The organism is Pseudomonas sp. Mn2068, assembly GCF_049319725.1.
Lineage (GTDB): Bacteria > Pseudomonadota > Gammaproteobacteria > Pseudomonadales > Pseudomonadaceae > Aquipseudomonas > Aquipseudomonas gingeri.
In genome coordinates, this window is record NZ_JBMOUG010000005.1 from 1 (window position 1) to 24,257 (window position 24,257).

The 24,257-nt window shown below is 63.9% G+C and carries 15 protein-coding genes and 2 pseudogenes; 13 read left to right on the forward strand and 4 right to left on the reverse strand.

Annotated elements, in window-relative coordinates:
• The 4 genes from ACL9RJ_RS13110 to ACL9RJ_RS13125 form a co-directional block, all read right to left on the reverse strand.
• The coding region (locus tag ACL9RJ_RS13110) for a filamentous hemagglutinin N-terminal domain-containing protein (protein WP_422765320.1) at window positions 1–2,783 on the reverse strand (2,783 nt) is incomplete at its 3' end.
• Window positions 2,784–2,816: 33 nt separating this feature from the next.
• Window positions 2,817–4,523: a ShlB/FhaC/HecB family hemolysin secretion/activation protein gene (locus ACL9RJ_RS13115; protein ID WP_422765321.1), complete on the reverse strand. Its 1,707-nt coding sequence runs from the start codon at window positions 4,521–4,523 to the stop codon at window positions 2,817–2,819.
• A gap of 156 nt (window positions 4,524–4,679) precedes the next feature.
• Window positions 4,680–5,207 (reverse strand): hypothetical protein, encoded by a 528-nt coding sequence (locus tag ACL9RJ_RS13120; RefSeq protein WP_017125032.1) that lies wholly within the window; start codon window positions 5,205–5,207, stop codon window positions 4,680–4,682.
• A gap of 367 nt (window positions 5,208–5,574) precedes the next feature.
• Window positions 5,575–6,099, reverse strand: coding sequence for a hypothetical protein (locus ACL9RJ_RS13125; protein ID WP_017125031.1), 525 nt, complete (start codon window positions 6,097–6,099; stop codon window positions 5,575–5,577).
• A 343-nt stretch (window positions 6,100–6,442) separates the two neighbouring features.
• Between ACL9RJ_RS13125 and ACL9RJ_RS13130 the strand changes: the two are divergent.
• From ACL9RJ_RS13130 to ACL9RJ_RS13190, 13 genes and pseudogenes are all read left to right on the forward strand, one after another.
• Window positions 6,443–7,570 (forward strand): annotated as a pseudogene (locus tag ACL9RJ_RS13130) (cache domain-containing protein); the annotation flags it as partial.
• 333 nt (window positions 7,571–7,903) lie between these two features.
• A pseudogene (locus ACL9RJ_RS13135) lies at window positions 7,904–8,431 on the forward strand (methyl-accepting chemotaxis protein); the annotation flags it as partial.
• Window positions 8,432–8,569: 138 nt separating this feature from the next.
• Complete coding sequence (locus tag ACL9RJ_RS13140) at window positions 8,570–9,034, forward strand: SRPBCC family protein (protein ID WP_017125029.1); 465 nt, start codon at window positions 8,570–8,572, stop codon at window positions 9,032–9,034.
• A 164-nt stretch (window positions 9,035–9,198) separates the two neighbouring features.
• A complete protein-coding gene (locus tag ACL9RJ_RS13145) occupies window positions 9,199–9,645 on the forward strand; it encodes a DUF411 domain-containing protein (protein WP_017125028.1) in 447 nt (148 codons plus the stop codon).
• Window positions 9,646–9,752: 107 nt separating this feature from the next.
• Window positions 9,753–10,772: an alpha/beta fold hydrolase gene (locus tag ACL9RJ_RS13150; protein ID WP_177085960.1), complete on the forward strand. Its 1,020-nt coding sequence runs from the start codon at window positions 9,753–9,755 to the stop codon at window positions 10,770–10,772.
• A 15-nt stretch (window positions 10,773–10,787) separates the two neighbouring features.
• Window positions 10,788–11,741, forward strand: coding sequence for a D-2-hydroxyacid dehydrogenase family protein (locus ACL9RJ_RS13155; protein WP_177085962.1), 954 nt, complete (start codon window positions 10,788–10,790; stop codon window positions 11,739–11,741).
• A gap of 500 nt (window positions 11,742–12,241) precedes the next feature.
• Window positions 12,242–13,807 carry a glycogen synthase GlgA gene (gene glgA / locus ACL9RJ_RS13160; RefSeq protein ID WP_177085964.1) on the forward strand — a complete coding sequence of 522 codons (1,566 nt, stop codon included), beginning with the start codon at window positions 12,242–12,244 and terminating at the stop codon, window positions 13,805–13,807.
• A gap of 14 nt (window positions 13,808–13,821) precedes the next feature.
• Window positions 13,822–15,627, forward strand: a complete 1,806-nt coding sequence (gene treZ / locus ACL9RJ_RS13165) for a malto-oligosyltrehalose trehalohydrolase (protein WP_177085966.1) — start codon at window positions 13,822–13,824, stop codon at window positions 15,625–15,627.
• A complete protein-coding gene (gene malQ / locus ACL9RJ_RS13170) occupies window positions 15,624–17,705 on the forward strand; it encodes a 4-alpha-glucanotransferase (protein ID WP_177085968.1) in 2,082 nt (693 codons plus the stop codon). The genes treZ and malQ overlap by 4 nt, the downstream gene beginning before the upstream one ends.
• The gene (locus ACL9RJ_RS13175; protein ID WP_422765322.1) at window positions 17,702–20,455 is read left to right on the forward strand and encodes a malto-oligosyltrehalose synthase; all 2,754 of its coding nucleotides are present in this window, start codon (window positions 17,702–17,704) and stop codon (window positions 20,453–20,455) included. Before malQ ends, ACL9RJ_RS13175 begins: the two co-directional genes overlap by 4 nt.
• 21 nt (window positions 20,456–20,476) lie before the next feature.
• A complete protein-coding gene (locus ACL9RJ_RS13180; RefSeq protein ID WP_177127508.1) occupies window positions 20,477–20,764 on the forward strand; it encodes a DUF2934 domain-containing protein in 288 nt (95 codons plus the stop codon).
• A gap of 144 nt (window positions 20,765–20,908) precedes the next feature.
• Entirely contained in the window at window positions 20,909–23,068 is a 2,160-nt protein-coding gene (gene glgX / locus ACL9RJ_RS13185; protein ID WP_422765323.1) for a glycogen debranching protein GlgX, read from the forward strand.
• Between the two features lie 140 nt (window positions 23,069–23,208).
• Complete coding sequence (locus tag ACL9RJ_RS13190) at window positions 23,209–23,967, forward strand: PIG-L deacetylase family protein (protein ID WP_103033132.1); 759 nt, start codon at window positions 23,209–23,211, stop codon at window positions 23,965–23,967.
• The last annotated feature ends 290 nt before the right edge of the window (window positions 23,968–24,257 follow it).

Below are 24,257 nucleotides of genomic sequence, written 5' to 3' on the forward strand. Positions count from 1 at the left end.
TGATCGATGCGCAGGGTCAAGGCCTGGTTGCTCAGCAGCTTGCCGGTGTCGTTGTTCAGGCTGTCGGCTGCCAGGGTGAAGGCCTGGGCACTGGAGATTTCACCGCCCTGGTTGTTCACACCCTTGAGGTTGTTCAGGACCAGCAACGGTGCGTTGATCAGCCCGCCCTGGTTGTTCAATTGACCGTGGTTGAGGTCCAGGCTGACCGAGGTATCGCCCTGGAGCTGGCCGCCCTGCTGGTCCAGGCCGGTGACGCTGGCGGTCAGGGCCTTGGCGGCGCCGATGCGCCCGCCATTCTGGTTGGTCAGTTGCGCGGCCGTCAGGTCCAGGCGATCGCCGCTGCTGAGGAAGCCACCGTGACTGTTGTCGAAGTCGCCGGTGTTGATCGACACCGCCTCCTGGCCGCTGATCGTGCCGCCCTGGCGGTTGTCGAGACGACTGCTGTGCAACTCGATGCCGCTGTCGGTCACCAGTCGGCCACCCTGGTTGACCAGGGCGCCATCGCTGGTGATCTTCAGTTGCCCGGCAGTGGAAAAACTGCCCCCCGAGTTATCCAGGCTGCCAGCATGGGCCGTCAGAGTGCCTTCGCTGCTGATCAGACCCGCGAGCTGGTTGGTCAGGGCACCGTCGAGGGTGATCACCAGGCCGGACTGCGCACTCAGTTTGCCGCCGCTGTTGTCCAGGCTGCTGCCGGTCAGCGTGGTGCTGCCCTGGCTGACCAACTGGCCCAGGCTCTGGTTGATCACCTGCGCGACCTTGAGTCCCAGCGCGGTGTCGGAGAGGACCTTGCCGCCTTCGCTGTTGTTCAGCGTCTGACCGGCCAGGTTGACCGCCTGCACGCTGGAGATCTCACCGGCCCGGTTATCGATGCGGTCGACGTTGAGGGTCAACTGCTGTTTCGCCGAGACCAGGCCGGCATTGCGGTTGTCCAGGCTGCTACCGGTCAGGCTCAGGCTGCCTTCGGTCAGCAGGGCACCGTCCTGCTGGTTGAACGTCGTGACGGTAGCGGTCAGGTCGTCCTTGCTGGAGATACGTCCCCTGGCGTTGTCCACGGTGTCGGCACGCAGGGTCAGCGGGCCGTTGGTGATCAGCGAGCCGTCCGAGTTGTCGAGGTGAGTGGCGGTCAGCTCCAGCTTTTGCTGGGCGGTGATGCGACCCTTGGCAGTGTTGTCCAGGGCCTGGCCCTTGAAGCTGAAGGTGTGGTTCGAACCGAGGCGGCCGCCCTGATTGTTCACCGCGCCGGTGGCTGTGATGTCGAGGATGTTCTCGGCCATGACCAGGCCGGTGAGGTTATCCATCGAGCCCAGCACCAGCGTGCTGCTGTCCTGGCTGGAGACTTCACCGCCATTGTTGTTCAGGTGCCCCAGGGTGGCGGTCAGTTGGCTGGCGCTGTTGATCAGGCCGCCCTGCCCGTTCAGTGCCTTGTCGGCGGTCAGGTTGAGTTGCGCAGCGCTGAGTACCCGGCCCTTGTTCTGGTTGTCGAGGGTGCCGGCGGTGACCGTGGTCTGCCGCTGGCCGCTCAGGGTGCCGCCCTGGTTGTTCAGGGTTTGTGTGGTGGTAATCGACAGGTCACGGCTGGCAAGGATGGTCTTGCCGGCGTTGCTGAGGTTCTGCGCCGTGACGCTGACGTCGCCTTCGCTGTTGCGGGTGTTATCAAGATTGACCCCGGCTTCGATGATGCCGTTGTTGGTCAACTGGCCGCCGCTGTTCAGGGTGATGCGGTCCTTGGCGACCAGGTTGTTCTGGCTGCTCAGGTCGCCTTGGGTTTGCATGTCCAGGGTGGTGCCGGCGTAGACCGGGCCCTTGGCCTCCAGGCTCTGGGCCTTGAGGTTGACCGCTCCGCTCGCCGCCGTGTCGACCATGCTCAGATGGCCGTTGGCATCGAGTTGGATATCGCCACCACTGGCGACCATCTTGCCGTCGAGCTTGACCCCGACACCGGCTTCGGTGCCCACCAGCTTGATCGCCCCGGCGTACATGCCGCCCAGGGCCGAGGAGTCGATGGCCAGTTGCGGCGCATTGGCGGGATTGGCGGTGCGGGCGGTGGCCTTCAGCGTTTTGGCATCGACATCGTTGGCGCCGGCAATGATCGCCAGGTTCTTCGCCTGGATCTCGGCATTGAGCCGCGCCGAGCGGGTGATGATTTCGAACTGGTCGATATTGTTGGCGTTAAGCCCGGCGCCTTCGATGGACACGCTGCCCTGGTCGACCTGATAACCCGACACCTGGCCGTTGCTGATCACCGGTTTACCGGTGGTGAGCGTTGCCTGCGGCGTGTTGATAAAGCCGCAGCCGCTGCAACTGATGCCGTAAGGGTTGGCGACGATCACATGGGCCGACTGCCCCGCCACTTCGGTGTAGCCACGCAGTTGGCTGGGGCTACCGCCGTTGACTTCGTTGAGGATGGTGGTGGCGGCTCGGCCGTTGAGGTTGCTGTTACCGAGAATGATCCCACCCAGTTGTGTGGACTGGGTCCGGGCCGTGGCGTTGTTGAGGATGACGCCGTTGGCCCCGACGTTGTAGTCGTGGAACTGGTTGTGCGACAAGCCACTGCCGTTGGGCGCGGCGATATTGACGATGGGCACGCCATTGCCCGCCTGACCGAGCGTGGTTCCCGGCGCGCTGACCACGATACCGTCCGCCTGGGCCCACAGCGGCTGCCAGAACATCACGTTCGCCAACAGGAACGCCATGCCGCGCTTGGGCAGTCCCAGGAAGTGCCCGCGGGTTTTCAGGGCAGCAGAAGGTTGGCGCGCAAGGAAGGCGAAGTGGCGAACGTCCATGTCAGAAAATCTCGAATCAGATACAGCGGAAAATTAAAGGAAGAAATCCAGGCGGAAGTAGATCGGCGCTTCACGCTCGGTGATCGGCCCCGGTCTTTCCAGGGAATGGGCAAAGGTCACGGTGGCCGCCACGTGTTGCCCGCGGGCAAACAGTTCCAGCGAGTCGCTGGTCATGCGCCCGTGCTGCTCGGCGTTGTAGCGGTCGCGACGGATCACGCCCTGGTCGTAGCCGAGGCTGGTGCCATACTCGGCGAACACCGGACGCATCCAGTCCAGGGTCACCGGCCGTGTCCAGCGCAGGTCGTTGCGCCAGTAACCGCCGCTGTCGCCGGACAGGGTCTGGTCCTTGTAGCCGCGAATCGACGACTGTCCGCCCAGGCTCATGCGCTGCGAGCTGAACAGCACGTCTTCGCTGCGCTGGCCGGTCATCAGGCTGCTGAAGCTGAAGGACTCGCCCCACAGCTTGAATGGCTGCAGGTAGCTCAGCGTCGCGGTGTATTTGCGGTAGCGGGCATCGGCCTGGCCCGGTTTCGGGTCGTGGTTGCCCTGGGCATCGAACGCACCGATGCCGTCCTGCATGCCCAGATCGACGTTGACGAACGCCCCGCCGATCCGCCGGCCGTGGTTGATGCCGAACTGGGCTTCGCTGATGCGGTTGCTGCTGACATCCAGCTTGCTGTCTTCGATAAAGTTGTTGGTGCGCAGGTAGGACACGCCGGTATTGAGTGAAGTCTTGCTCAGGGCATCGCGGTAGATGACCCGCTCCAGTTTCAACTGATGGTTCTGGCTGTCGCCGGTCTGCTTGAAATCGAAGCCACTGGCCTTGGCCAGCGAGCGGTATTCACTCTCGCTGTAGGTGTAGCTGAGGTTCCACCAGCCGAACGGCAGGTTGTAATACAGCATCGCATTGCGCGAGGTTTTCTGGTGATCGCTGAGGGCATCATGGCCGCCGCGCAGGGACAGCTGGTCGGCCAATCCCAGGGGGCTGTCCCAGTCGAGGCTGGTGCCCCACTGCTGTTCGCCGGTGCTGCGCTGGCCGTCGTTGTGCCGGGCCAGCCCGACCCGCCAGGGTTTCTGCGGAGTGTTCTTGACCAGCACTTCGCTGCCGCCGACCTCCTTGCCCGGGACCAGCTCCATCTGCGCCTGGTTCGACGGCAGGCGATTCAACTGGTCGACCATCTGCTCGATTTCCCGCAGGTTCAGCAGATCCCCCGGCTTGCCGGGAAAAGTCATTGCTAACTGGCGGTCGGAAATACCGCTGCCCTCGTCCCCCTTCAAGCCTTCGAGCCGACCTTCGACCACCAGCACCTTGAGGTTGCCGCTGGACAGGTCCTGCTGCGGCAGATAGGCACGGCTGGTGACCAGGCCTTTCTCGATATAGTGGTCGGTGATGACCTTGAGCAACTCGTTGAGCTGCGGCACACCCAGGCACTGGCCGATGTAAGGCTTTAACAGACGCTCGCGCTCGGCCTCGGACAGCGAGTCGGCGCCCTTGAGTTCGATGGTCTTGATCGGGAAGCAGCGGGTGTCGACCGGAGTCGTCGGCGCCACGGGGGCCGCGGCTTTGCCGGGCAGGTCCTTGAGCTCTTCGAGACGGCGGCGCTGTTCTTCGAGGAGGCGATCCTGGCGATCGCGGATCAGGTCGGTGACCCCGGGGTTATCAGCAGCATGAGCGGTATTCAGGGCAGAAACACACAGCAACGCAGCGCACAGCCTCGTCCCGAAGGCGAGTGGAGACATGATCGATCCCTCGAAATACAGCTGATATCAAAATAATGGCGCGATGGTAGAGAGACGACTCTATGGCGTCAACAAATGTAGCTATTTATTTCAGTCTCGATACGGACGTGAAAAAGCATCCGTTCCAGTCGAAACGGATGCTTTCTGGCAGGTTGATCAGGCCCTGGTATTGACCGTCACGGCAGCGCCGGTGCTGCCGAACTGCTGCAGGTTCTGCAGGACGTTGATGGCTTTCTTGTAGGCAGGGACCATGTAGTTGGAATACTGGTCGTTCTTCAGGTTGCGATCCTGGATGGTGTTGATCTGCGTGGCGAAATACTCCAGGGCATTGAAGTTGTCGTCCGGCTTCGTCTGCGCCCCGAACTTGTCGAAATCCTCACCGGCATTGAGCATCAGGCTCGCCGTGAAGGTATCGATCAGGCCGTTATCCTTCAGGAACGTACTGATCTTGCCCAACTGCGTGGGGCTCACCTGCTCCGGATTGAAGTCCTTGAACCTCGGCCGCAGCTTGGCACTGGCCATCTTGCCGGTGTCGAGCGCCAACGGATCCTTGCCGATCGTCTGCAACAACTGCTTGGCCTTGTCGCTCTGGATCGTCGACTTCTGTGCCGGACTGGCAGCATCCGGAACGAAGATCCTCAGCCCCGCCGCCGTGGCCCAGGCCCCCACCGCGCCCATGCTCATGACTGACCTCCCCGGCCCAGGCGCGTGAAAATCCGACCATGCTGCTGACGTGCGGTGGAGACGACCATGGAAAGTATCCCTGAACGATTGGATTTAGGCGCCCGGCGTCCCGATCGGATCAGCGTGGCGGCGGCTTATATTTCAATTGACCTATAATTTACCTACACAGTATTACATTTAGTTACATTTAAACAGCCATGTCATCAACGTCGCCATGAAGGCGCGCGCGACCGAGCCGCCCAGGAAAGTTGGGCACAAGATGGGTGTCGATCAGGCGGGAAAGGTCGGGCGAGTCGCAGCAAGAGGGCGGTGCGAAGACCGCGAAACACCCGCTCCAATCCGAAACGGGTGCTGGCAAGAGCCCTTGTCAGGCCTTGGTGTTGACCGTCACGGCAGCGCCGGTGCTGCCGAACTGCTGCAGGTTCTGCAGGACGTTGATGGCCTTCTTGTAGGCGGGAACCATGTAGTTGGAGTACACGTCCTTCTTCAGGCTGCGATCCTGGATGATGTTGATCTGGGTGGCGAAATACTCCAGGGCGTTGAACTTGTCGTCCGGTTTTTTCTGCACCCCGAACTTGTCGAACTCCTCGCCGGCATTGAGCATCAGGCTCGCCGTGAAGGTATCGATCAGGCCGTTATCCTTCAGGAATGTACTGATCTTGCCCAGTTGCGTCGGCGTCACTTGCTCCGGGTTGAAGTCCTTGAACTTCGGTCGCAGCTTGGCGCTGGCCATCTTGATGGTGTCAATCGCCAGCGGATCCTTGCCGATCGTGCGCAAGAGCTGCTTGGCCTTGTCGCTCTGGATCTTGGACTTTGCTGCCGGAGTGGCATCCTTGACGAAAATCTTCAGGCCCGCCGCGGAGGCCCACGACCCTACCGTTCCCATGCTCATGACCGTACTCCCTGGCTCAGGCGATTGAAAATCTGATCATGCTGGTGACTTGCTGATGAGGCAGTCATAGGAAACGTCCCTGAACGATAGGTATAAGAACTCCGGATTCTAGTCAGATCGATCTGACGGACAACCGATATTCCAATTCAGTTACAATTTATCTACATTTCACTACATTAAAATGGCCACCCCCTCGATCCGGCCGCTATCCCTCGCACCAGAGCCTTCCGAACTTCTTGTACGAACGTACCTAAAGACCCTCCATACAAAGCCGATAACCTGTCGAAGCCCTGAAAAGCTCACGAACAATAAAAGCCGCTTTGCAAGGACAGGTCCCATGCCCATGTTCCGTACGATCCAAGCCCGCTACACGCTGTTTCTGGTCCTGTTCATCCTGCTGCTGTTCGTGCTGACCGTCGTTGGTATCAGCCAACTGGTCGCGCCGAAACTGCGGCATACCGAGGAACAGGTGGCACTCAACCGAATTGCCGAAGTGGCGGAACAGATCCAGGGCGAACTGAACAAGGTCCAGGCCCAGCAACGCAGCATCACCCAGACCATCCCGCTGCTCGACAGCGATGCCATCGACAAGGTCCTGCCGGGACTGGTGGATCAGTACGGCGAGCTGAAGGTCTTCGGCGGGGGCATCTGGCCCCTGCCCGGCCAGCGCACCCCGGGGCAGAACAAGCACAGCACCTTCTGGCACCGCGATGCCAACGGCCAGTTGAAGGTCAACACCTTCTGGAACAGCGCCGAAGCCCCCAACTATTACGACCAGCCCTGGTACAAGGGCGGCATGGCCACCCCGCGCGGCCAGTGCGCCTGGGCCGCGGCCTACAAGGACGACGCCAGCCAGGAGCCGCGCACCAACTGCGCCATGGCGATCCAGCGCAATGGCGTGCCTTACGGCGTGTCGACCATCGACGTGACCCTGGGCTTCTTCAACGACCTGGTGGCCCGCAAGGAAAAAGACCTCGGCGCCGAGATGCTGATCGTCGAGGCCGACGGCAAGATCATCAGCAACAGCACCCATATCAACAGCCCGGTGGTCCTGAAGAACATCAATGACCTGGCGGGCAACTCGCCCTTCGCCGCCCAGGTCAAGGCCGGCCTGCAGGAGCGCGACAACGGCCGGCGCCGGGTCGAGTTCGATAACGAGGGCGTCGCCAGCACGTTCTTCATGCGCCCCATCGAAGGTTCGCCATGGTTCCTCGCCACTTCGCTGCCGACCCAATCGATCACCGCCCAACGCGATGACGTGCTCAAGACCCTGAGCCTGTTGCAGATCCCGATGATCCTGCTGCTGGTGTTGCTGCAGATCTACGCCATCCGCAAGCTGGTGCAACGCATGCAGGCGCTCAAGGCCAATATCGATGCCCTGTCCAGCGGCGATGCCGACCTGACCCGGCGCATCACCATCCGCGCCGAAGACGAACTGGGCGCCATCGGCCATTCGGTGAACCGTTTTATCGTCTACCTGCAGAACATGATCGGCGAAGTCACCCAGGCCACCGGCGACATGGCCGGCAGCCTGGAAAAACTGCAACAGACCTCGGCCCACACCAACCAGATCCTGACCCGCCATGCCTCGGAAACCGACCAGACGGTGACCGCCATCACCGAAATGAGCAGCACCGCCGAGACCGTGGCGCAGAACGCGGCCGAAACCGCCGCCTTCACCCAGCGCGCCAGTGAACACGCCGACCGTTCGCGGGTGGTGGTGGGCGAGGCGTCCGGCAGCGTGATCGCCTTGATCGACGAAGTGGCCAGCGCCACCCACAAGGTCGAAAGCATGCAGCAGGACGCCCAGCGCATTACCGAGATCCTCGGGGTGATCGGGGCCATCGCCGGACAGACCAACCTGCTCGCGCTGAACGCGGCCATCGAAGCGGCACGCGCCGGGGAACAGGGCCGCGGTTTCGCGGTGGTCGCCGACGAAGTCCGCGCCCTCGCCGCCCGGACCCAGGCCAGCACCTCGGAAATCAATGAAATGCTGACCCGCCTGACCCAGGGCGTCAGTTCCTCGGTGGCGGCCATGGAAAACACCCAGGCCAGTTGCCAGTCCGCCGCCGATGCAACGGCCCGGGTCAACTCGGGGCTGGATGAAATGGCCGGCTCCGTCAGCCATATCAACAGCCTGAGTACCCAGATCGCCACGGCCGCCGAGCAGCAGAGCGCGGTGACCGAGGAAATCAACCGCAGCATGGTGCAGATCCGCCACATGGTCGAAGAACTGGTGAACAGTGGTCATGCCACCGACAGCAACACCCGCAGCCTGCTGGAAGCCAACAACCGCGTCAGCGTACTGATGGGCCGTTTCAAGGTCCGTTGAAGCGCGCACGGCCCTGCCCCCCCGTGCCCCGCACGGGGAAGCATCGATTGATTGCCACCCAAACGGGTGGAATCACCCGGCATCGCCTATGCTGACTCCTGCTTCGCCCTCCAAACAAGGAATGCAGCAGGAGTCGACATGGAACAGCCCTCTTTCCAGACTTACGCCAAGACCCTGAGCAACGAGATCTATATAGAAGCCGATATCGCGATGCTCTACGCCTACGTGACGCAGCCGGACCGCTGGCACGAGTGGCACCCAACCTCCGTCAGCGCCGAGACCGGCATCCGCGGCTCGCTGCCCAAGGATCACCGTTTCACTGAAGTCATCGACCTGCTGGGACTGCGGGTCGACATGAACTACCGCGTGGTCCTGGCCGACCCGCCCCATGCCTTCAAGACCGCCTTCACCTCCGCCGTCGTCGACGGCTGCATCCAGTACCAGTTGCAGCGCCAGGGGCGAGGCACGCATTTCACCCGCACCCTGCAGTACATCACCGAACTCAACCTGAATGGATTGCAGGGCCGCATGATCGACCTCTCGACCCAGGCCATGCACAACCTCAAGCGCGTGATGGAAACCTCGCCACACACCCTCGCCTGACAAATTCGTCATCTGTCCCTCAGGTTGCCGACAGCCACGACGGTGCACCCTGGCTGCCCGTCGTCGCCCGCCACAAGACTGTTTCAGACTGTTTCGCAAGCCGGACAACACGGTGTTATCGGCGAGAATACCCGGCCTCTCACTTCGCATCCCAGGACGTCCCCATGAAAAACTCCTTGCGCCTGGCCGCCCTGTCGGCCCTGTTCATCAGCAGCCTGGCCCAGGCTGGCGAACCGCTGTCCATCGATGTACACCGCGACGCCAGTTGCGGTTGCTGCAAAGCCTGGATCGCCCACCTGCAAGCCAATGGCTTCAAGGTCAACGACCATGTCGAAGCGGACATGAGCGCCGTGAAACAACGCCTGGGCGTGGCGCCACGGCTCGCCTCCTGTCACACGGCGGTGATCGATGGCAAGTTCGTCGAGGGCCACGTCCCGGCCGAGCAGATCATTGCCCTGAGCAAGCGCGCCGACCTGCGGGGCATCGCGGTACCGGGCATGCCCCTGGGCTCCCCCGGCATGGAAATGGGTGATCGCCAGGACGCCTTCCAGGTGATCGGCCTGACCAAGTACGGTACCGACCAGGTGATCGCCGACTACCCGGCCCGATAATCCGCGGGCCCTGGCACGGGGCCTGGCGCACGAAGGAGGCGCGCCCGTTAATCCAGGGTTAATCGCGCCTGAGCAGCATCGGGGGCAGATTCTTCCGGAGGTCCCGCATGTCCACTTCACGCTCCCTTGTCCTCGGCAGCCTGTTCCTCGCTGCCTCCCTGCCCGTGCTGTCCCATGCCGCCGAAGGCCCGTCCTATGGTCCGGAGCTGCAAGGCTTCGACTACCCCTACCCGGTCGAACACTTTGCCTTCCAGTCCCAGGGCAAGTCCCTGCAGATGGGTTACATGGACGTCAAGCCCAGCGGGCCGGCCAATGGCCAGAGCGTGGTGCTGATGCACGGCAAGAACTTCTGCGGTGCCACCTGGGATGAATCGATCAAGGCCTTGAGCGCCGCCGGCTACCGGGTCATCGCCCCGGACCAGATCGGTTTCTGCACATCCAGCAAGCCCGATAACTATCAGTACAGCTTCCAGCAACTGGCGAGCAATACCCACGCCCTGCTGGAAAATCTCGGCATCCACAAGGCCGTGCTGCTCGGTCATTCCACCGGCGGCATGCTAGCCACCCGCTACGCCCTGCTCTATCCGCAACAGGTCGAGCGCCTGGCGCTGGTCAATCCCATCGGCCTGGAAGACTGGAAAGCCCTGGGCGTGCCCTACCGCACCGTCGACCAATGGAACGAGCGCGAGTTGAAGCTGACCGCCGAAAGCATTCGCAACTATGAACGCAACACCTACTACGCCGGCCACTGGAAACCCGAGTTCGACCGTTGGGTCGATATGCTCGCCGGCCTGAACAAGGGGCCCGGGCATGTCGCGGTGGCCTGGAACTCGGCGCTGATCTACGACATGATCTTCACCCAGCCGGTGTACTACGAGTTCAAGGACCTGCGCATGCCCACCCTGCTGCTGATCGGCACTGCCGACACCACGGCGATCGGCAGCGATATCGCGCCGCCGGAGGTCAAGACCCGCATCGGTCACTATGATGTGCTCGGCAAGCAGGTGGCCAAGCTGATCCCGCACTCGACCCTGGTGGAATTCCCCGGCCTGGGCCATGCCCCTCAGATGGAAGAGCCGGCCCGCTTCCACAAGGCCCTGCTCGGCTGGCTGGCCGCCAAACAATAAAAGAGGAAACAGGCAATGACGTTGCAGATTGCGGTAATCGATGACTGGCAAGGCGTGGCCGGCGACGTGGTGGACTGGTCCGCGCTCGAAGGCATCGGCCAGGTGCATTTCCTCCACGACTACCCGGCCGACAACGGGGTCATGGCCGAACGCCTGGCGGGCTTCGATGTGATCTGCGTGATGCGCGAGCGCAGCACCTTCAACGAAGCGCTGCTGCGCCAGTTGCCGCGCCTGAAACTGCTGGTGACCGGCGGCATGCGCAATGCCGCCCTGGATATCAAGGCCGCCACCGCCCTGGGTATCCAGGTCTGTGGCACCGACAGCTACAAGCACGCCGCCCCGGAGCTGACCTGGGCGCTGGCCATGGCCCTGAGCCGCAATCTGCTGAAGGAAGCCAACTCCCTGCGCGCCGGGGATTGGCAGCAGGGCCTGGGCAGCGATCTGTATGGCAAGACCCTGGGCATTCTCGGCCTGGGCAGCATCGGCCAGAAAGTCGCCCGCTACGGCCAGGCATTCGGCATGCGGGTGATCGCCTGGAGCGAAAACCTCACGCCGGAACGCGCCGCCGAATCAGGTGTGGAATACGTCGGCAAACAGGCCCTGTTCGAACAGGCCGACCTGCTGTCCGTGCACCTGGTGCTCAGCGAGCGCTCCCGCGGCCTGGTGGACGCCCGGGCACTGGGCTGGATGAAACCTTCCGCGTACCTGGTCAACACCGCTCGCGGGCCGATCGTCGACGAACAGGCACTGATCACCGCGCTTGAGCACGGTCGACTGGCCGGTGCCGCCCTGGACGTGTTCGAACAGGAGCCGTTGCCGGCCGGGCATCCCTTTCGCACCCTCGACAATGTCCTGGCCACGCCCCATGTGGGCTATGTCAGCCAGAACAACTACCGGATGTTCTACAGCCAGATGATCGAGGATATCCAGGCGTGGGCGGCCGATAAGCCGATCCGCGTGCTCGGCTAGACCATCAGGTGGACCGTGCCCGCTTCCATTCGGGCACGGCCGCACCGGGCCCGCGCACTTTTTTTGCTCCTGCCACGCCCCCTCCTCGAACACCCACCCCACCCGTCTGCGCCAATCGGGTGCAGCCGATCACGAACGATCGTTCCAAAAAAAACGCCAGCCATTGCCCCATATACCCGTCCGGTGTTTTTTTCCCATTTGTCGTCTAAACAAGGCCCTTCGCATGGGCGACATCTCTCCTACACTGTTTTTTGGGCCTACTGACCACTCAGTCATTTCATCGAAAAAAAGTCGAAACTTCTGAAACAGCGGTCGGTCAGGTTAAAGGTAAGGCGTCTGTTGCGGGTGTCATGGGCACAGACGCTTCCCACCCTTTCTTGTTCCGGTGCGTTGCGCGGTATTCGCTCAATCGCCCTGAACGGGTGTGTCCGACCAAAGGATGTGGTTTCGGCACACTGTGTGAAAGGCAGGGATCAGATCAAATAAAACGGGAGAGACACATGATCAGCGCTGCGTTGGAAATTCAGGGAGAAGGTTTGATTCAGGCCAGCGAATCGGTCCCCGTGTCGACACCCTTGACCGGAGGGAAGCCGTTGTCACCGGCAGTGGCCGCCAACCCGAACAAGAAGAAAGTGCTGTTTGTCACCTCCGAGTTCGCCGATCTGGTCAAGACCGGCGGCCTGGGCGACGTCTCCGCCGCACTGCCACGGGCCATGCACCACCTGCATGATGTCCGCGTGCTGATTCCCGGCTACCCGCAAGTGCTGCACAGCGACAACCCGATCCATATCATCGGCGAGCTCGGTGGTCATGCCGCCTTGCCGCCCTGCAAGATCGGCCGCATGGACATGCCCGACGGCCTGGTGATCTACGTGCTGATCTGCCCCGAACTGTTCGAGCGCGAAGGCACGCCCTACGGCGCCAACAACGGTCGCGACTGGCCGGACAACCATATCCGCTTTGCGCGCCTGGGCCTGGCCGCCGCCGATATCGCCGCCAACCTCGCGCAGATCCACTGGACCCCAGACCTGGTCCACGCCCACGACTGGCCCGCCGGCCTCGCCCCGGCCTACATGCACTGGCGCGGCCAGCGTACGCCGACGCTGTTCACCATCCACAACCTCGCCTACCAGGGCGTGGTCAGCCTGGCCTGCTGCCCGGAACTGGGGATCCCGCCCCACGCCCTGCAACAGGAAGGCATGGAGTTCTACGGCAAGCTGTCGTTCCTCAAGGCCGGCATGGCCTATTCCAGCCATATCACCACGGTCAGCGCCACCTACGCCGAGGAAATCACCACCCCGGAGTTCGGCTGCGGCCTCGACGGTTTCCTTGCCAGCAAAACCTACCAGGGCCTGCTCAGCGGTATTCCCAACGGTATCGATGAAAGCTGGGACGCGGCCACCGACAGCCATCTGGTCTGCCCGTTCAACATCGGCGACTGGGACGGCAAGGCGGCCAATGCCGCCCATGTGCGCCAGTTGTTCGGCCTCGAGCCCTCCAGCGGTCCGCTGTTCGCCGTGGTGTCGCGACTGGTCTACCAGAAGGGCCTGGACCTGACCGAAGCGGTCAGCGAATTTATCGTCCGCGCCGGTGGCCAGATCGCGATTATCGGCCGTGGCGAACCGGAAGAGGAGCAGGCCATGCGCCAGCTGGCCCTGCGTTTCCCGGGCCAGATCGGCGTACGCATCGGCTTCAACGAAACCGATGCACGGCGGATGTTCGCCGGCAGCGATTTCCTGCTGATGCCTTCACGCTATGAACCCTGTGGCCTGAGCCAGATGTACGCCCAGCGTTTCGGCTCCCTGCCGGTGGCGCGCAATACCGGCGGCCTGGCCGACACCATCGAGAACGGCGTGACCGGTTTCCTCTTCGACGAATCCACCGTGGAAAGCTACGAAGAAGCCTTGAGCCGGGCCTTCAAGGTGTTCGCCTACCCGCCGCTGCTCAATGCCATGCGCTGCCGGGCGATGGCCGCGCCGTTCAACTGGTGCAAGGCGGTGGAACCCTACGCACAACTGTATGAAACCTTGGTGGCGAATTCCCGGAGCAGATCGGGCAAGCACTGAGGAGGTCTTCATAGATGCCGTTACGGACTCTGGAAACCTGGCCTCATGGTGCTGTCATGCTGGACGCGGAGCATACCCGCTTCGCGCTGTGGGCGCCGGACAGCTATTACGTCAGCGTCGATCTGGAAGATGGCCGCTCACTGGCCATGCTGCCGCAGAACGATGGCTGGTTCACCCTGGAAACCCGCTGCGGGGCCGGTACCCGCTACCGCTACAACATCGACGGCGAACTGCAGGTCTGCGATCCGGCTTCCCGGGCCCAGGCCGGCGGCGTGCACGCGCCGAGCGTAGTGGTCGATCCCCTGGCCTATCACTGGCAACACAAGGACTGGCAAGGGCGGCCCTGGCATACCGCGGTGATCTACGAGCTGCATGTCGGCGCCCTCGGCGGCTACCGCGCGGTTGAGCAGCATCTGCCGCGCCTGGCCGCGCTGGGGATCACTGCCATCGAGCTGATGCCCCTGGCTGAATTCCCCGGCGAGCGCAACTGGGGCTATGACGGCGTACTGCCCTATGCGCCGCAGTCATCCTATGGCTCGCCCGAAGACCTCAAGCACCTGATCGACAGCGCCCATGGCCATGGCCTGATGGTGATCCTCGACGTGGTCTACAACCACTTCGGCCCGGACGGCAACTTTCTCGGCCGCTATGCCAAGGACTTCTTCCGTGACGACTGCCAGACGCCCTGGGGCGCGGCCATCGATTTCCGCCGCCGGGAAGTGCGCGACTTCTTCATCGACAACGCCCTGATGTGGCTGCTGGAGTACCGTTTCGACGGCCTGCGCCTGGATGCGGTGCATGCGATCAACGACAGCACCTTCCTGCGCGAACTGTCCCAGACGGTACGCCAGCAGGTCGACCCGGGGCGGCATGTCTGGCTGACCGTGGAAAACGAATTCAACCAGGCCAGCCTGCTGGAAGAGGCCTACGACGGCCAATGGAACGACGACGGCCACAACGCCCTGCATGTGCTGCTGAGCGGCGAAACCGAGTCCTACTACGCCGACTACGCCCGGGAAACCACCACCAAGCTGGCACGCTGCCTGAGCCAGGGTTTTGTCTACCAGGGGCATCCCAACCGCCACGGCCGCAGCCGCGGCGAGCCGAGCGCGCACCTGCCGCCCACCGCCTTTATCCTGTTCCTGCAGAACCACGACCAGATCGGCAACCGGGCACTCGGCGAGCGTCTCAACCAGCTCTGCCCCGCTCCGGCTTTGCGCGCGGCCACCGTGCTGTTGCTGTTGTCGCCGATGATCCCGCTGCTGTTCATGGGCGATGAAACCGGTGCCGAGCAACCCTTCCTGTTCTTCACCGATCACCATGGCGAGTTGGCCGATGCCGTGCGCGAAGGCCGGCGCGCGGAGTTTGCCGAATTCGCCGCTTTCGCCGATCCGGAGCGGCGGGCGCATATCCCCGACCCGAACGCCCCGAGCACCTTCGAGGCCTCGCGCCCGGACTTCGACGCCGCCGCCCACTTCACCCGCGAGGCCACGGCGCGGCTCTACCGGCAGTTGCTGGAGATTCGTCACCGCGAACTGGTCCCCCGACTGCCCGGCGCCCAGGCCCTGGGTGCCGAGGTGCTGGCCGAGGGTGCCCTCAGCGCGCGCTGGCAACTGGGCGATGGCAGCCTGCTGCGCATCGACCTCAACCTCAGTGCCTCCCCCGTCGCGCATAGCGCCGACAGCACCGCCCGCTGGTTGTTCGAAAGCACCGCGGGCGCCACCCGACAGCTGGACGAAGGCAGCCTGGCGCCCTATTGCGCCCTGGTCAGCCTGAGCAACGATGAAGACTTGTCGTCCCTTGATGGAGAGTCACGATGAACGATGCGCAGCTGGAAATTCTTGCGAGCCGAGCGGGCCTGGCCGTTGACTGGGTCGATGCCAATGGCCGGCCGCAGAAGGTCCGGCCCGAGGTCCTGCGCAAGGTCCTGGCCGGTCTCGGCCATCCGGCCGATGACGATGCCGCCATTGAACGCAGCCTGCTGGAACTGCAACGGGTGCAACAGGACAAGCACCTGCCGCCGCTGCTGACAGCGGACTTCGGCCAGGGGCTGGACCTGGCCCGCTACTTCAGCGCCGATACACCTTGTGAGATTCAGCTGGAAGACGGTGCGGTACTCAATCTGCGACTGGACCAGGACGCGGTGCTGCCGGGCCTGGTGCCGGTCGGCTACCAGGCCGTGAGCATCGAAGGCCAGCATTTCACCCTGGCCGTCGCCCCCGCCGCCTGCCACAGCATGGCCGACGCCACCGATACCCGGACACCCCGGGCCTGGGGCCTGAGCGCCCAGCTCTACAGCCTGCAACGTCCCGGCGATGGTGGCTTCGGCGATACCCTGGCCTTGGAAGACCTGGCCCGGGCAGCCGGCGAACGGGGTGCCGATGCCCTGGCCATCAGTCCACTGCATGCGATGTTCAGTTGCGACCCGCAACGCTACAGCCCGTACTCGCCCTCCAGCCGCCTGTTTCTCAACAGCCTGTATGCCGCGCCGGGGGCGATCCTCGGCGAGCGAGCCCTGCGCATGGCCATCGACACCGCCGGCCTGGCCGATGAACTGCAGGCCCTGGAACAGTTGCCGCTGATCGACTGGCCTCGGGCGGCGCGCGCCAGGCAGCGTCTGCTACGCGCCTTGTACGATGGTTTCCGGCTGGGCGACCATCCCCTCGGCGAGGATTTCAACAGCTTCCGCCTGGCCGGCGGCGAAGCCCTGGAAAACCACTGCTGTTTCGAAGCGCTGCAAGCCTGGCGAGTCGCTCGCGACGAAAGCAGCGACTGGCGCCATTGGCCCGAGGAATGGCGCCATCCACGCGGCGCGGCACTCGCCCGCTTCGCCGAGGAACAGGCGCAGGAAATCGGTTTCTATGCCTTCAGTCAGTGGCTGATCGCCCGTTGCCTGGAACGCGCACAGAACGCGGCCCGGGGCAGCGGCATGGGCATCGGCCTGATCGCCGACCTCGCCGTCGGTGCCGATGGCGGCGGCAGCCAGGCCTGGAGCCGGCAGGACGAGCTGCTGGCCGAACTCACCGTCGGCGCGCCGCCCGATATCCTCAACCGCTCCGGGCAGAGCTGGGGCATCTCCGCCTTCGCCCCTGAAGGCCTGAAGCGCCATGGTTTCCGCGCCTTTATCGAAATGCTGCGGGCCAACTTCGCCCACGCCGGGGGCCTGCGCATCGACCATGTGATGGGTCTGCAGCGACTCTGGGTGATTCCCCTCGGTTCGCCACCGAGCGACGGCGCCTACCTCTACTACCCGGTGGACGACCTGCTGCGCCTGCTGACCCTGGAGTCCTCGCGACACCAGGCCATCGTCCTCGGTGAAGACCTCGGCACGGTGCCCGACGGCCTGCGGGAAAAACTCAGTGCCCGCTCGATCCTCGGCATGCGCGTGCTGCTGTTCGAACAGGAGTACGACCATCGCTTCAAGCCCATACTCGACTGGCCGGACAATGCGCTGGCCACCACCAGCACCCATGACCTGCCCACCCTCAACGGCTGGTGGCATGCCCGGGACATCGACTGGAATATCCGCCTCGGGCTGATCGATACCCCGACCGCCGACCACTGGCGCCAGACCCGCCAGCATGAACGCGAAGGCCTGCACCGGGCACTGAGCGCGGACCCACAGAATTTTCGCGACGAGTCCCACGAGACCGACCAGGTGGTGGATGCCAGTATCCGGTTCCTCGGGCATACCCGTGCGCCGCTGGTGCTGTTGCCGCTGGAAGATGCCCTCGGGATGGAGGAACAACCGAACCTGCCCGGCACCATCGACAGCCACCCCAACTGGCGCCGCCGCCTGCCGGGCAACAGCCGTGGGCTGCTGGACGATATCGATGCGGCACGGCGCCTCGAACTGCTGGCCTGCGCCCGTCTCCAGGCCGCCGAGCGGGATCGATGAGCGGCCCGGCACAAGCGCCACTGCGCGCCACCCTGCGGCTGCAATTGCACAAGGGCTTCCCGCTCGACGCGGCCACCGCGTGGGTCCCTTATTTCGCCCGACTGGGTATCAGCCATCTCTATGCCTCGCCGCTGCTCAGCGCCCGGGCCGGTTCGATGCACGGCTACGATGTGGTCGACCCGACCCGGGTCAATCCGGAACTGGGTGGCGAGCCCGCGCTGCGGCGCCTGGTCGCCGCCCTGCGCGAACACGGCATGGGCCTGATCCTGGACATCGTCTCCAACCACATGGCGGTGGGCGGTGCCGATAACCCCTGGTGGCTGGACCTGCTGGAATGGGGGCGACGCAGCCCCTATGGCGAGTTCTTCGACATCCAGTGGCATTCGCCGGACCCGCTGCTCGAAGGCCAGTTGCTGATGCCGTTTCTCGGCAGCGACTATGGCGTCGCCTTGCAGGACGGCACGCTGCCCCTGCGTTTCGATGCCGCGAGCGGCGGTTTTCACGTCGAGCATTACCAGCACCATTTTCCGATCTGCCCCCGGGACTACGGGCAGATTCTCGCCGACCTGCCGGGCCTGGACGATCTGGCCGTGCGCTTCAAGGCCCTCAATACCCTACCCGACGCCTACGGCCAGGCCCGGCAACTGCGCGCCGCGCTGGCCAGCCGCACGGAAAGTCACCCGGCGCTGCTGGCCAGCCTCGAGCGCTACGACTCCCGTGAACCGGAGGGATTCCAGCGCCTGCACCGGTTGCTCGAACGCCAGCATTACCGCCTTGCCAGCTGGCGTACCGCCGGCGACGACATCAACTGGCGGCGCTTCTTCGATGTCAACGAACTGGGCGGCCTGCGCGTCGAACGCCCGGCGGTGTTCGAGGCCACGCACCAGAAGATCTTCCAGCTGATCGGCGACGGCCTGGTGGACGGCCTGCGGATCGACCATATCGACGGCCTCGCCGATCCCCGCGGCTACTGCCGCCGGCTGCGACGCCGGGTCGATGCCCTGGCGCCGGACAGGCACCTGTCGATCCATGTCGAGAAGATCCTCGGCCAGGGCGAAAACCTGCACCGCGACTGGCAGGTCGACGGCACCACCGGCTACGAGTTCATGAACCAGCTGTCGCTGTTGCAGCACGATCCCCGTGGCGCCGAGCCGCTGGCCGAACTCTGGAGCCGTCTCAGCGAGCGCCCCGCCGAGTTCGCCCAGGAAGCGCGACTGGCGCGCCAGCAGATGCTCAACGGTTCGCTGGCCGGCGATTTCGAAAGCGTCGCCCAGGCCCTGCTGCAGGTAGCCCGCGACGACCTGATGAGCCGCGACCTGACCCTCGGCGCGATTCGCCGCGCCTTGCAGGCACTGATCGTGCATTACCCGGTATACCGGACCTACATCAATGCCTGCGGTCGCCCAACCGAGGACGAGCGTTTTTTCCAGCAGGCCCTCGCTGGCGCCCGCACCACCCTCGGCGAAGCCGACTGGCCGGTGCTCGACTACCTGCAACAGTGGCTGGGCGGCCAGCGCTGGCGTGAGCGCGCGCCCGGCCGCGAGCGCAAGCTGCTCAGGCATGCCTGCGTGCGCTTCCAGCAACTGACCTCGCCGACCGCCGCCAAGGCCGTGGAGGACACCGCGTTCTATCGTTCGGCGGTGCTGCTTTCACGCAACGACGTGGGCTTCTCCACCGAGCAGTTCAGCGCGCCCGTGGAGGACTTCCACGAGGCCAACCGCCAGCGCCTGCGGGATTTTCCCGACAACCTGCTGACCACCGCCACCCATGACCACAAGCGCGGTGAAGACAGCCGTGCACGGCTGGCCGTCCTGAGCGAATGCAGTGCGACCTATGCCGGCTGGATCGAACAGTGGCGCACGCAAGCGGCAAGCTTGCGCGATGACCCGGCGGCGCCCTCGGCGGGCGACGAACTGATGCTCTACCAGGCCCTGCTCGGCAGTTGGCCGCTGGACCTTGCGGCCGATGACCTGCCCGCGCTGCGCGAGTACGCCGGGCGCCTGCGGGAATGGCAACGCAAGGCCCTGCGCGAGGCCAAGCTGCAAAGCAGCTGGAGCGCACCGAACGAGGCCTATGAAAACGCCTGCCACGGTTTTCTCGACACCCTGCTGCTCAAGCCCGAGGGCCTGGCATTACGCAGCGCCATTGCTGCCGCCGTGCAATTGATCGCCGGCGCCGGCGCGCTCAACAGCCTGGCCCAATGTTTGCTGCGAATGACCGTGCCGGGGCTGCCTGACCTGTACCAGGGCAATGAGTTCTGGGACTTCAGCCTGGTGGATCCGGACAACCGGCGGCCGGTGGATTTTGCCGCTCGACAAGCGGCGCTGGACGCTTCGACGACAGCGCAGGCACTGCTCGCGGACTGGCGCAGTGGCCGCATCAAGCAGGCGCTGATCGCCCGTACCCTGGCGCTGCGGGCCCGCCACGCCAGCCTGTTCAGTCGTGGCGACTATCAACCCCTGGAGGTGTCCGGCGAACACGCCGGGAAGGTGTTGGCGTTCAGTCGCGCGACAGCGACGCAAACGGCCATTGTGATCGTGCCGAGACTGGCGCTGTCCCTGTTGGCCACTGACGATCCGCCGTGGGTAGCGGCACCGGTTTGGGGCGATACACGGGTCAGACTGCCGTTCACCGCCCCGACCGGCAAATTAAAGGGACTTTTTTCAACCAGCGTAGTCACAACCCAAGGAGAACTGAGGGTCGGTGACGCGCTTGGAGACTTCCCGGTCAATCTCTTTATCCAACCTTGAGTTCACTTCAGGAGCATGGCGATGAGTACCGACGAAAAACGCATTCGTGAATTTGCCTATCAGATCTGGCAATCGGAGGGACAGCCCGACGGCCAGGAAGCCCGTCACTGGGAAATGGCCCGCAAGCTGGCCGAAGCCGAGGCCCTGGCACCGAGCAAGCCGGCCACCGCCAAGGCCAAGCCGAAGGCCGCCACCCCGACGGCCAAGAGCGTCGCCAAGCCGGCGGTGAAAGCCGCTGCCAAACCGGCAACCCCGGCAGCAGAGCCAGCGGCCAAAAAGCCGCGCGCGCCACGCAAGCCGGCCAGCTGAGCAGCGGCTGACGCTGCGCGCCACGCAGCGGACGCAAAGCACGCCACAAGACATCCCCCCCACGGAGCATGAGGGCGATCGACCGTGGGAGCGGGCTCGCCCGCGAACAGCCCCCCAAGGTCGCCGAAAGCACAGGAGTACCACATGACCAAGCCCAAGCAAACCACGCCGACACCCGAAGGCGAAGCCTCACGCATCCGTGAAGGCCTGCCCTTCCCGCTCGGCGCCACCTGGGATGGCCTGGGGGTCAACTTCGCGCTGTTTTCCGCCCACGCCACCAAGGTCGAACTCTGCCTGTTCGACGCCACGGGCGAGGTCGAGCTGGAACGCATCGAACTCCCCGAATACACCGACGAGATCTATCACGGCTACCTGCCCGACGCCCATCCGGGGTTGATCTACGGCTATCGGGTGCATGGTCCCTACGACCCGGGCAACGGTCATCGTTTCAACCCCAACAAACTGCTGATCGACCCTTACGCCAAGCAACTGGTCGGCCAGCTCAAATGGTCCGAGGCGCTGTTCGGCTATACCATCGGCCACCCGGACGCCGACCTCAGCTTCGACGAGCGCGACAGTGCACCCTTCGTCCCCAAGAGCAAGGTCATCGACCCCGCCCACACCTGGGGCCAGGACCAACGGGTCAGCGTGCCCTGGGACCGCACGATCATCTACGAAACCCATGTGCGCGGCATCAGCATGCGTCATCCCGCCGTACCCGAGGCGGTACGCGGCACCTTTGCCGGATTGATGGTCGATGACGTGCTGGAACATATCCGCAAGCTGGGCGTTTCTTCGGTCGAACTGCTGCCAATCCATGCCTTCGTCAATGACCAGCACCTGCTGCACAAGGGCATGACCAACTACTGGGGCTACAACAGCATCGCCTTCTTCGCCCCCGATCCGCGCTACCTCGCCAGCGGCAAGATCGCCGAGTTCAAGGAGATGGTCGCGCACCTGCACGAAGCCGGCCTGGAAGTGCTCCTGGACGTGGTCTACAACCATACCGCCGAAGGCAACGAGCAAGGTCCGACGCTGTCCATGCGCGGTATCGACAACGCCTCCTACTATCGGCTGATGCCGGACGACAAGCGTTTCTATATCAACGACTCGGGCACCGGCAACACCCTGGACCTGAGCCATCCGTGCGTCCTGCAGATGGTCACCGACTCGCTGCGCTACTGGGCCACGGAAATGCACGTGGACGGCTTCCGCTTCGACCTGGCGACCATTCTCGGGCGCTATCACGATGGTTTCGACGAGCGTCACAGCTTCCTCGTCGCCTGCCGCCAGGACCCGGTGCTGCGCCAGGTCAAGCTGATCGCCGAACCCTGGGACTGCGGGCCCGGCGGCTACCAGGTCGGCGGTTTCCCGCCGGGCTGGGTCGAATGGAACGATCGCTTCCGCGACACCGTGCGGGCCTTCTGGAAAGGCGACGATGGCCAGCTCGCCGACTTCGCCGGACGCATGACCGCCTCCGGCGAACTGTTCAACCAGCGTGGCCGGCGCCCCTACACCTCGGTCAACTTCATCACCGCCCACGATGGCTTCACCCTGCACGACCTGGTGTCGTACAACGACAAGCACAACGAGGCCAACGACGAAAACAACCAGGATGGCAGCAACAACAACCTGTCCTGGAACCATGGTGTCGAAGGTCCCACCGACGACCCGGCGATCAACGCCCTGCGCCTGCGCCAGATGCGCAACTTCTTCGCGACCCTGCTGCTGGCCCAGGGCACGCCGATGATCGTCGCCGGCGACGAATTCGCCCGTACCCAGCACGGCAACAACAACGCCTATTGCCAGGACAGCGAGATCGGCTGGGTCAACTGGGACCTGGACGATGACGGCAGATCCCTGCTGCGCTTCGTCAAGCGCCTGGTCAAGCTGCGTCTGGCCTACCCGATCCTGCGCCGGGGGCGCTTCCTGGTGGGCGACTACAACGAGGAGATCGGCGTCAAGGACGTCACCTGGCTGGCCCCGGACGGCAATGAAATGACCACCGAGCAATGGCACGACGGTCACGGCCGCTGCCTGGGCATGCTGCTCGACGGGCGGGCGCAGGTTTCCGGCATCCGTCGCGCCGGTGCCGACGCCACCCTGCTGATCGCGGTCAATGCCCACCATGACGGGGTCAATTTCCGCCTGCCCGAGGTCCCGCAGGGCATGTACTGGACCTGCATGGTCGATACCAACGACGTGGTGATCAAGGGCCAGGAGCGCTTCGCGTTCAACAGCGAATACACCCTCACCGGACGCTCGCTGGTGATGTTCGAATTGCAACACGATGAAGAGGACTGAGGAGCCGGCGAGTCCGTAACAATAAAAGTCGCATTTCGGACAACTTGAGCGATACTTGCCGTCGGCGCTCCAGGATGGGGGCGCCCGCACCTGCTGTCTGAATCAACGTGCACACTCTCACCACACAAGGACGTGGCCACATGAAACATCAATCCGCAGCCCGCAACGAGGCTGCGCCGCTGATCTGGAACGCTTCGCGGCAACTGGCCCGGGTGCCGACGCTGAGTCTCAATCGCCTGGTCGAACCGGGTAGCCGGGTGGTGGTCATCGCCCCTCATCCCGGTGACGAAGTCCACAGTTGCGGCGGCCTGCTGCAGATGCTCTCGACCCTCGAACATCCCCTGCAACTGATCTCCATCACCGATGGCAGCGCCACCTATCCGGGATCGCGGATCTGGTCGGAGCAACGCCTGAGCGTGGTCTGTCCACAGGAAACCGCCGAGGCCCTGCGCCGCCTGGGCATCGAACTGCACAGCCTGAAGTGGATTCGCGGCGGCTTCCAGCATGGCGCCCTGGAACAACAGGAAGATGCCATCTACCAGTGCCTGCGGCGCTACCTGCGCCCCGATGACGTGGTGTTCACCACCTGGCGGGAAGATGGCGATGCCGATCATGACGCGGTCGGCCGTGCCAGCGCCCGGGCCTGTACCGCCACCGGCGCGCGGCTGGTCGAGCTGCCGGTCTGGGCCTGGTTCCGGCCCCTGCGTGACGAAGGCCTGATCCCCTGGCACCGGGCACGCAAGGTGCGCGTCGACACCTGGGGCGTGGCGCGCAAGCTGCACGCGATCCATGCCTATCACAGCCAGTTGCAGGGCGACCCCGAACGCGGTATCCAGCCGATCCTGATGCCGGCGTTGATCGAACGGGCGCGGCAGCCCTTCGAGATGGTGTTCATCTGAGTCAGAGGGGCCGAAAAGTACGCTTTTCAGGCCTGCTCAGAATCAATGCGAATAGGCTAAATAACCTTATGATCAACGGGTTGAATCCACTGATTCAGCCCGTCTGTTTATTCGCTATTTTCTTGACGCAACCCCACACCTCTCCTTAGCTACAAAGTGACTATCCCCGGTTTTAAAACCCAAGGGACAAGCCCTCGGATGCCCGCCTGAAGCGGGTCGCCGAGGGTTTGCCCCGATGATTTCGGCCGCCCCTCGTTCGGGGGTAGGAGAGACGCCAGTGCAGGTATCTA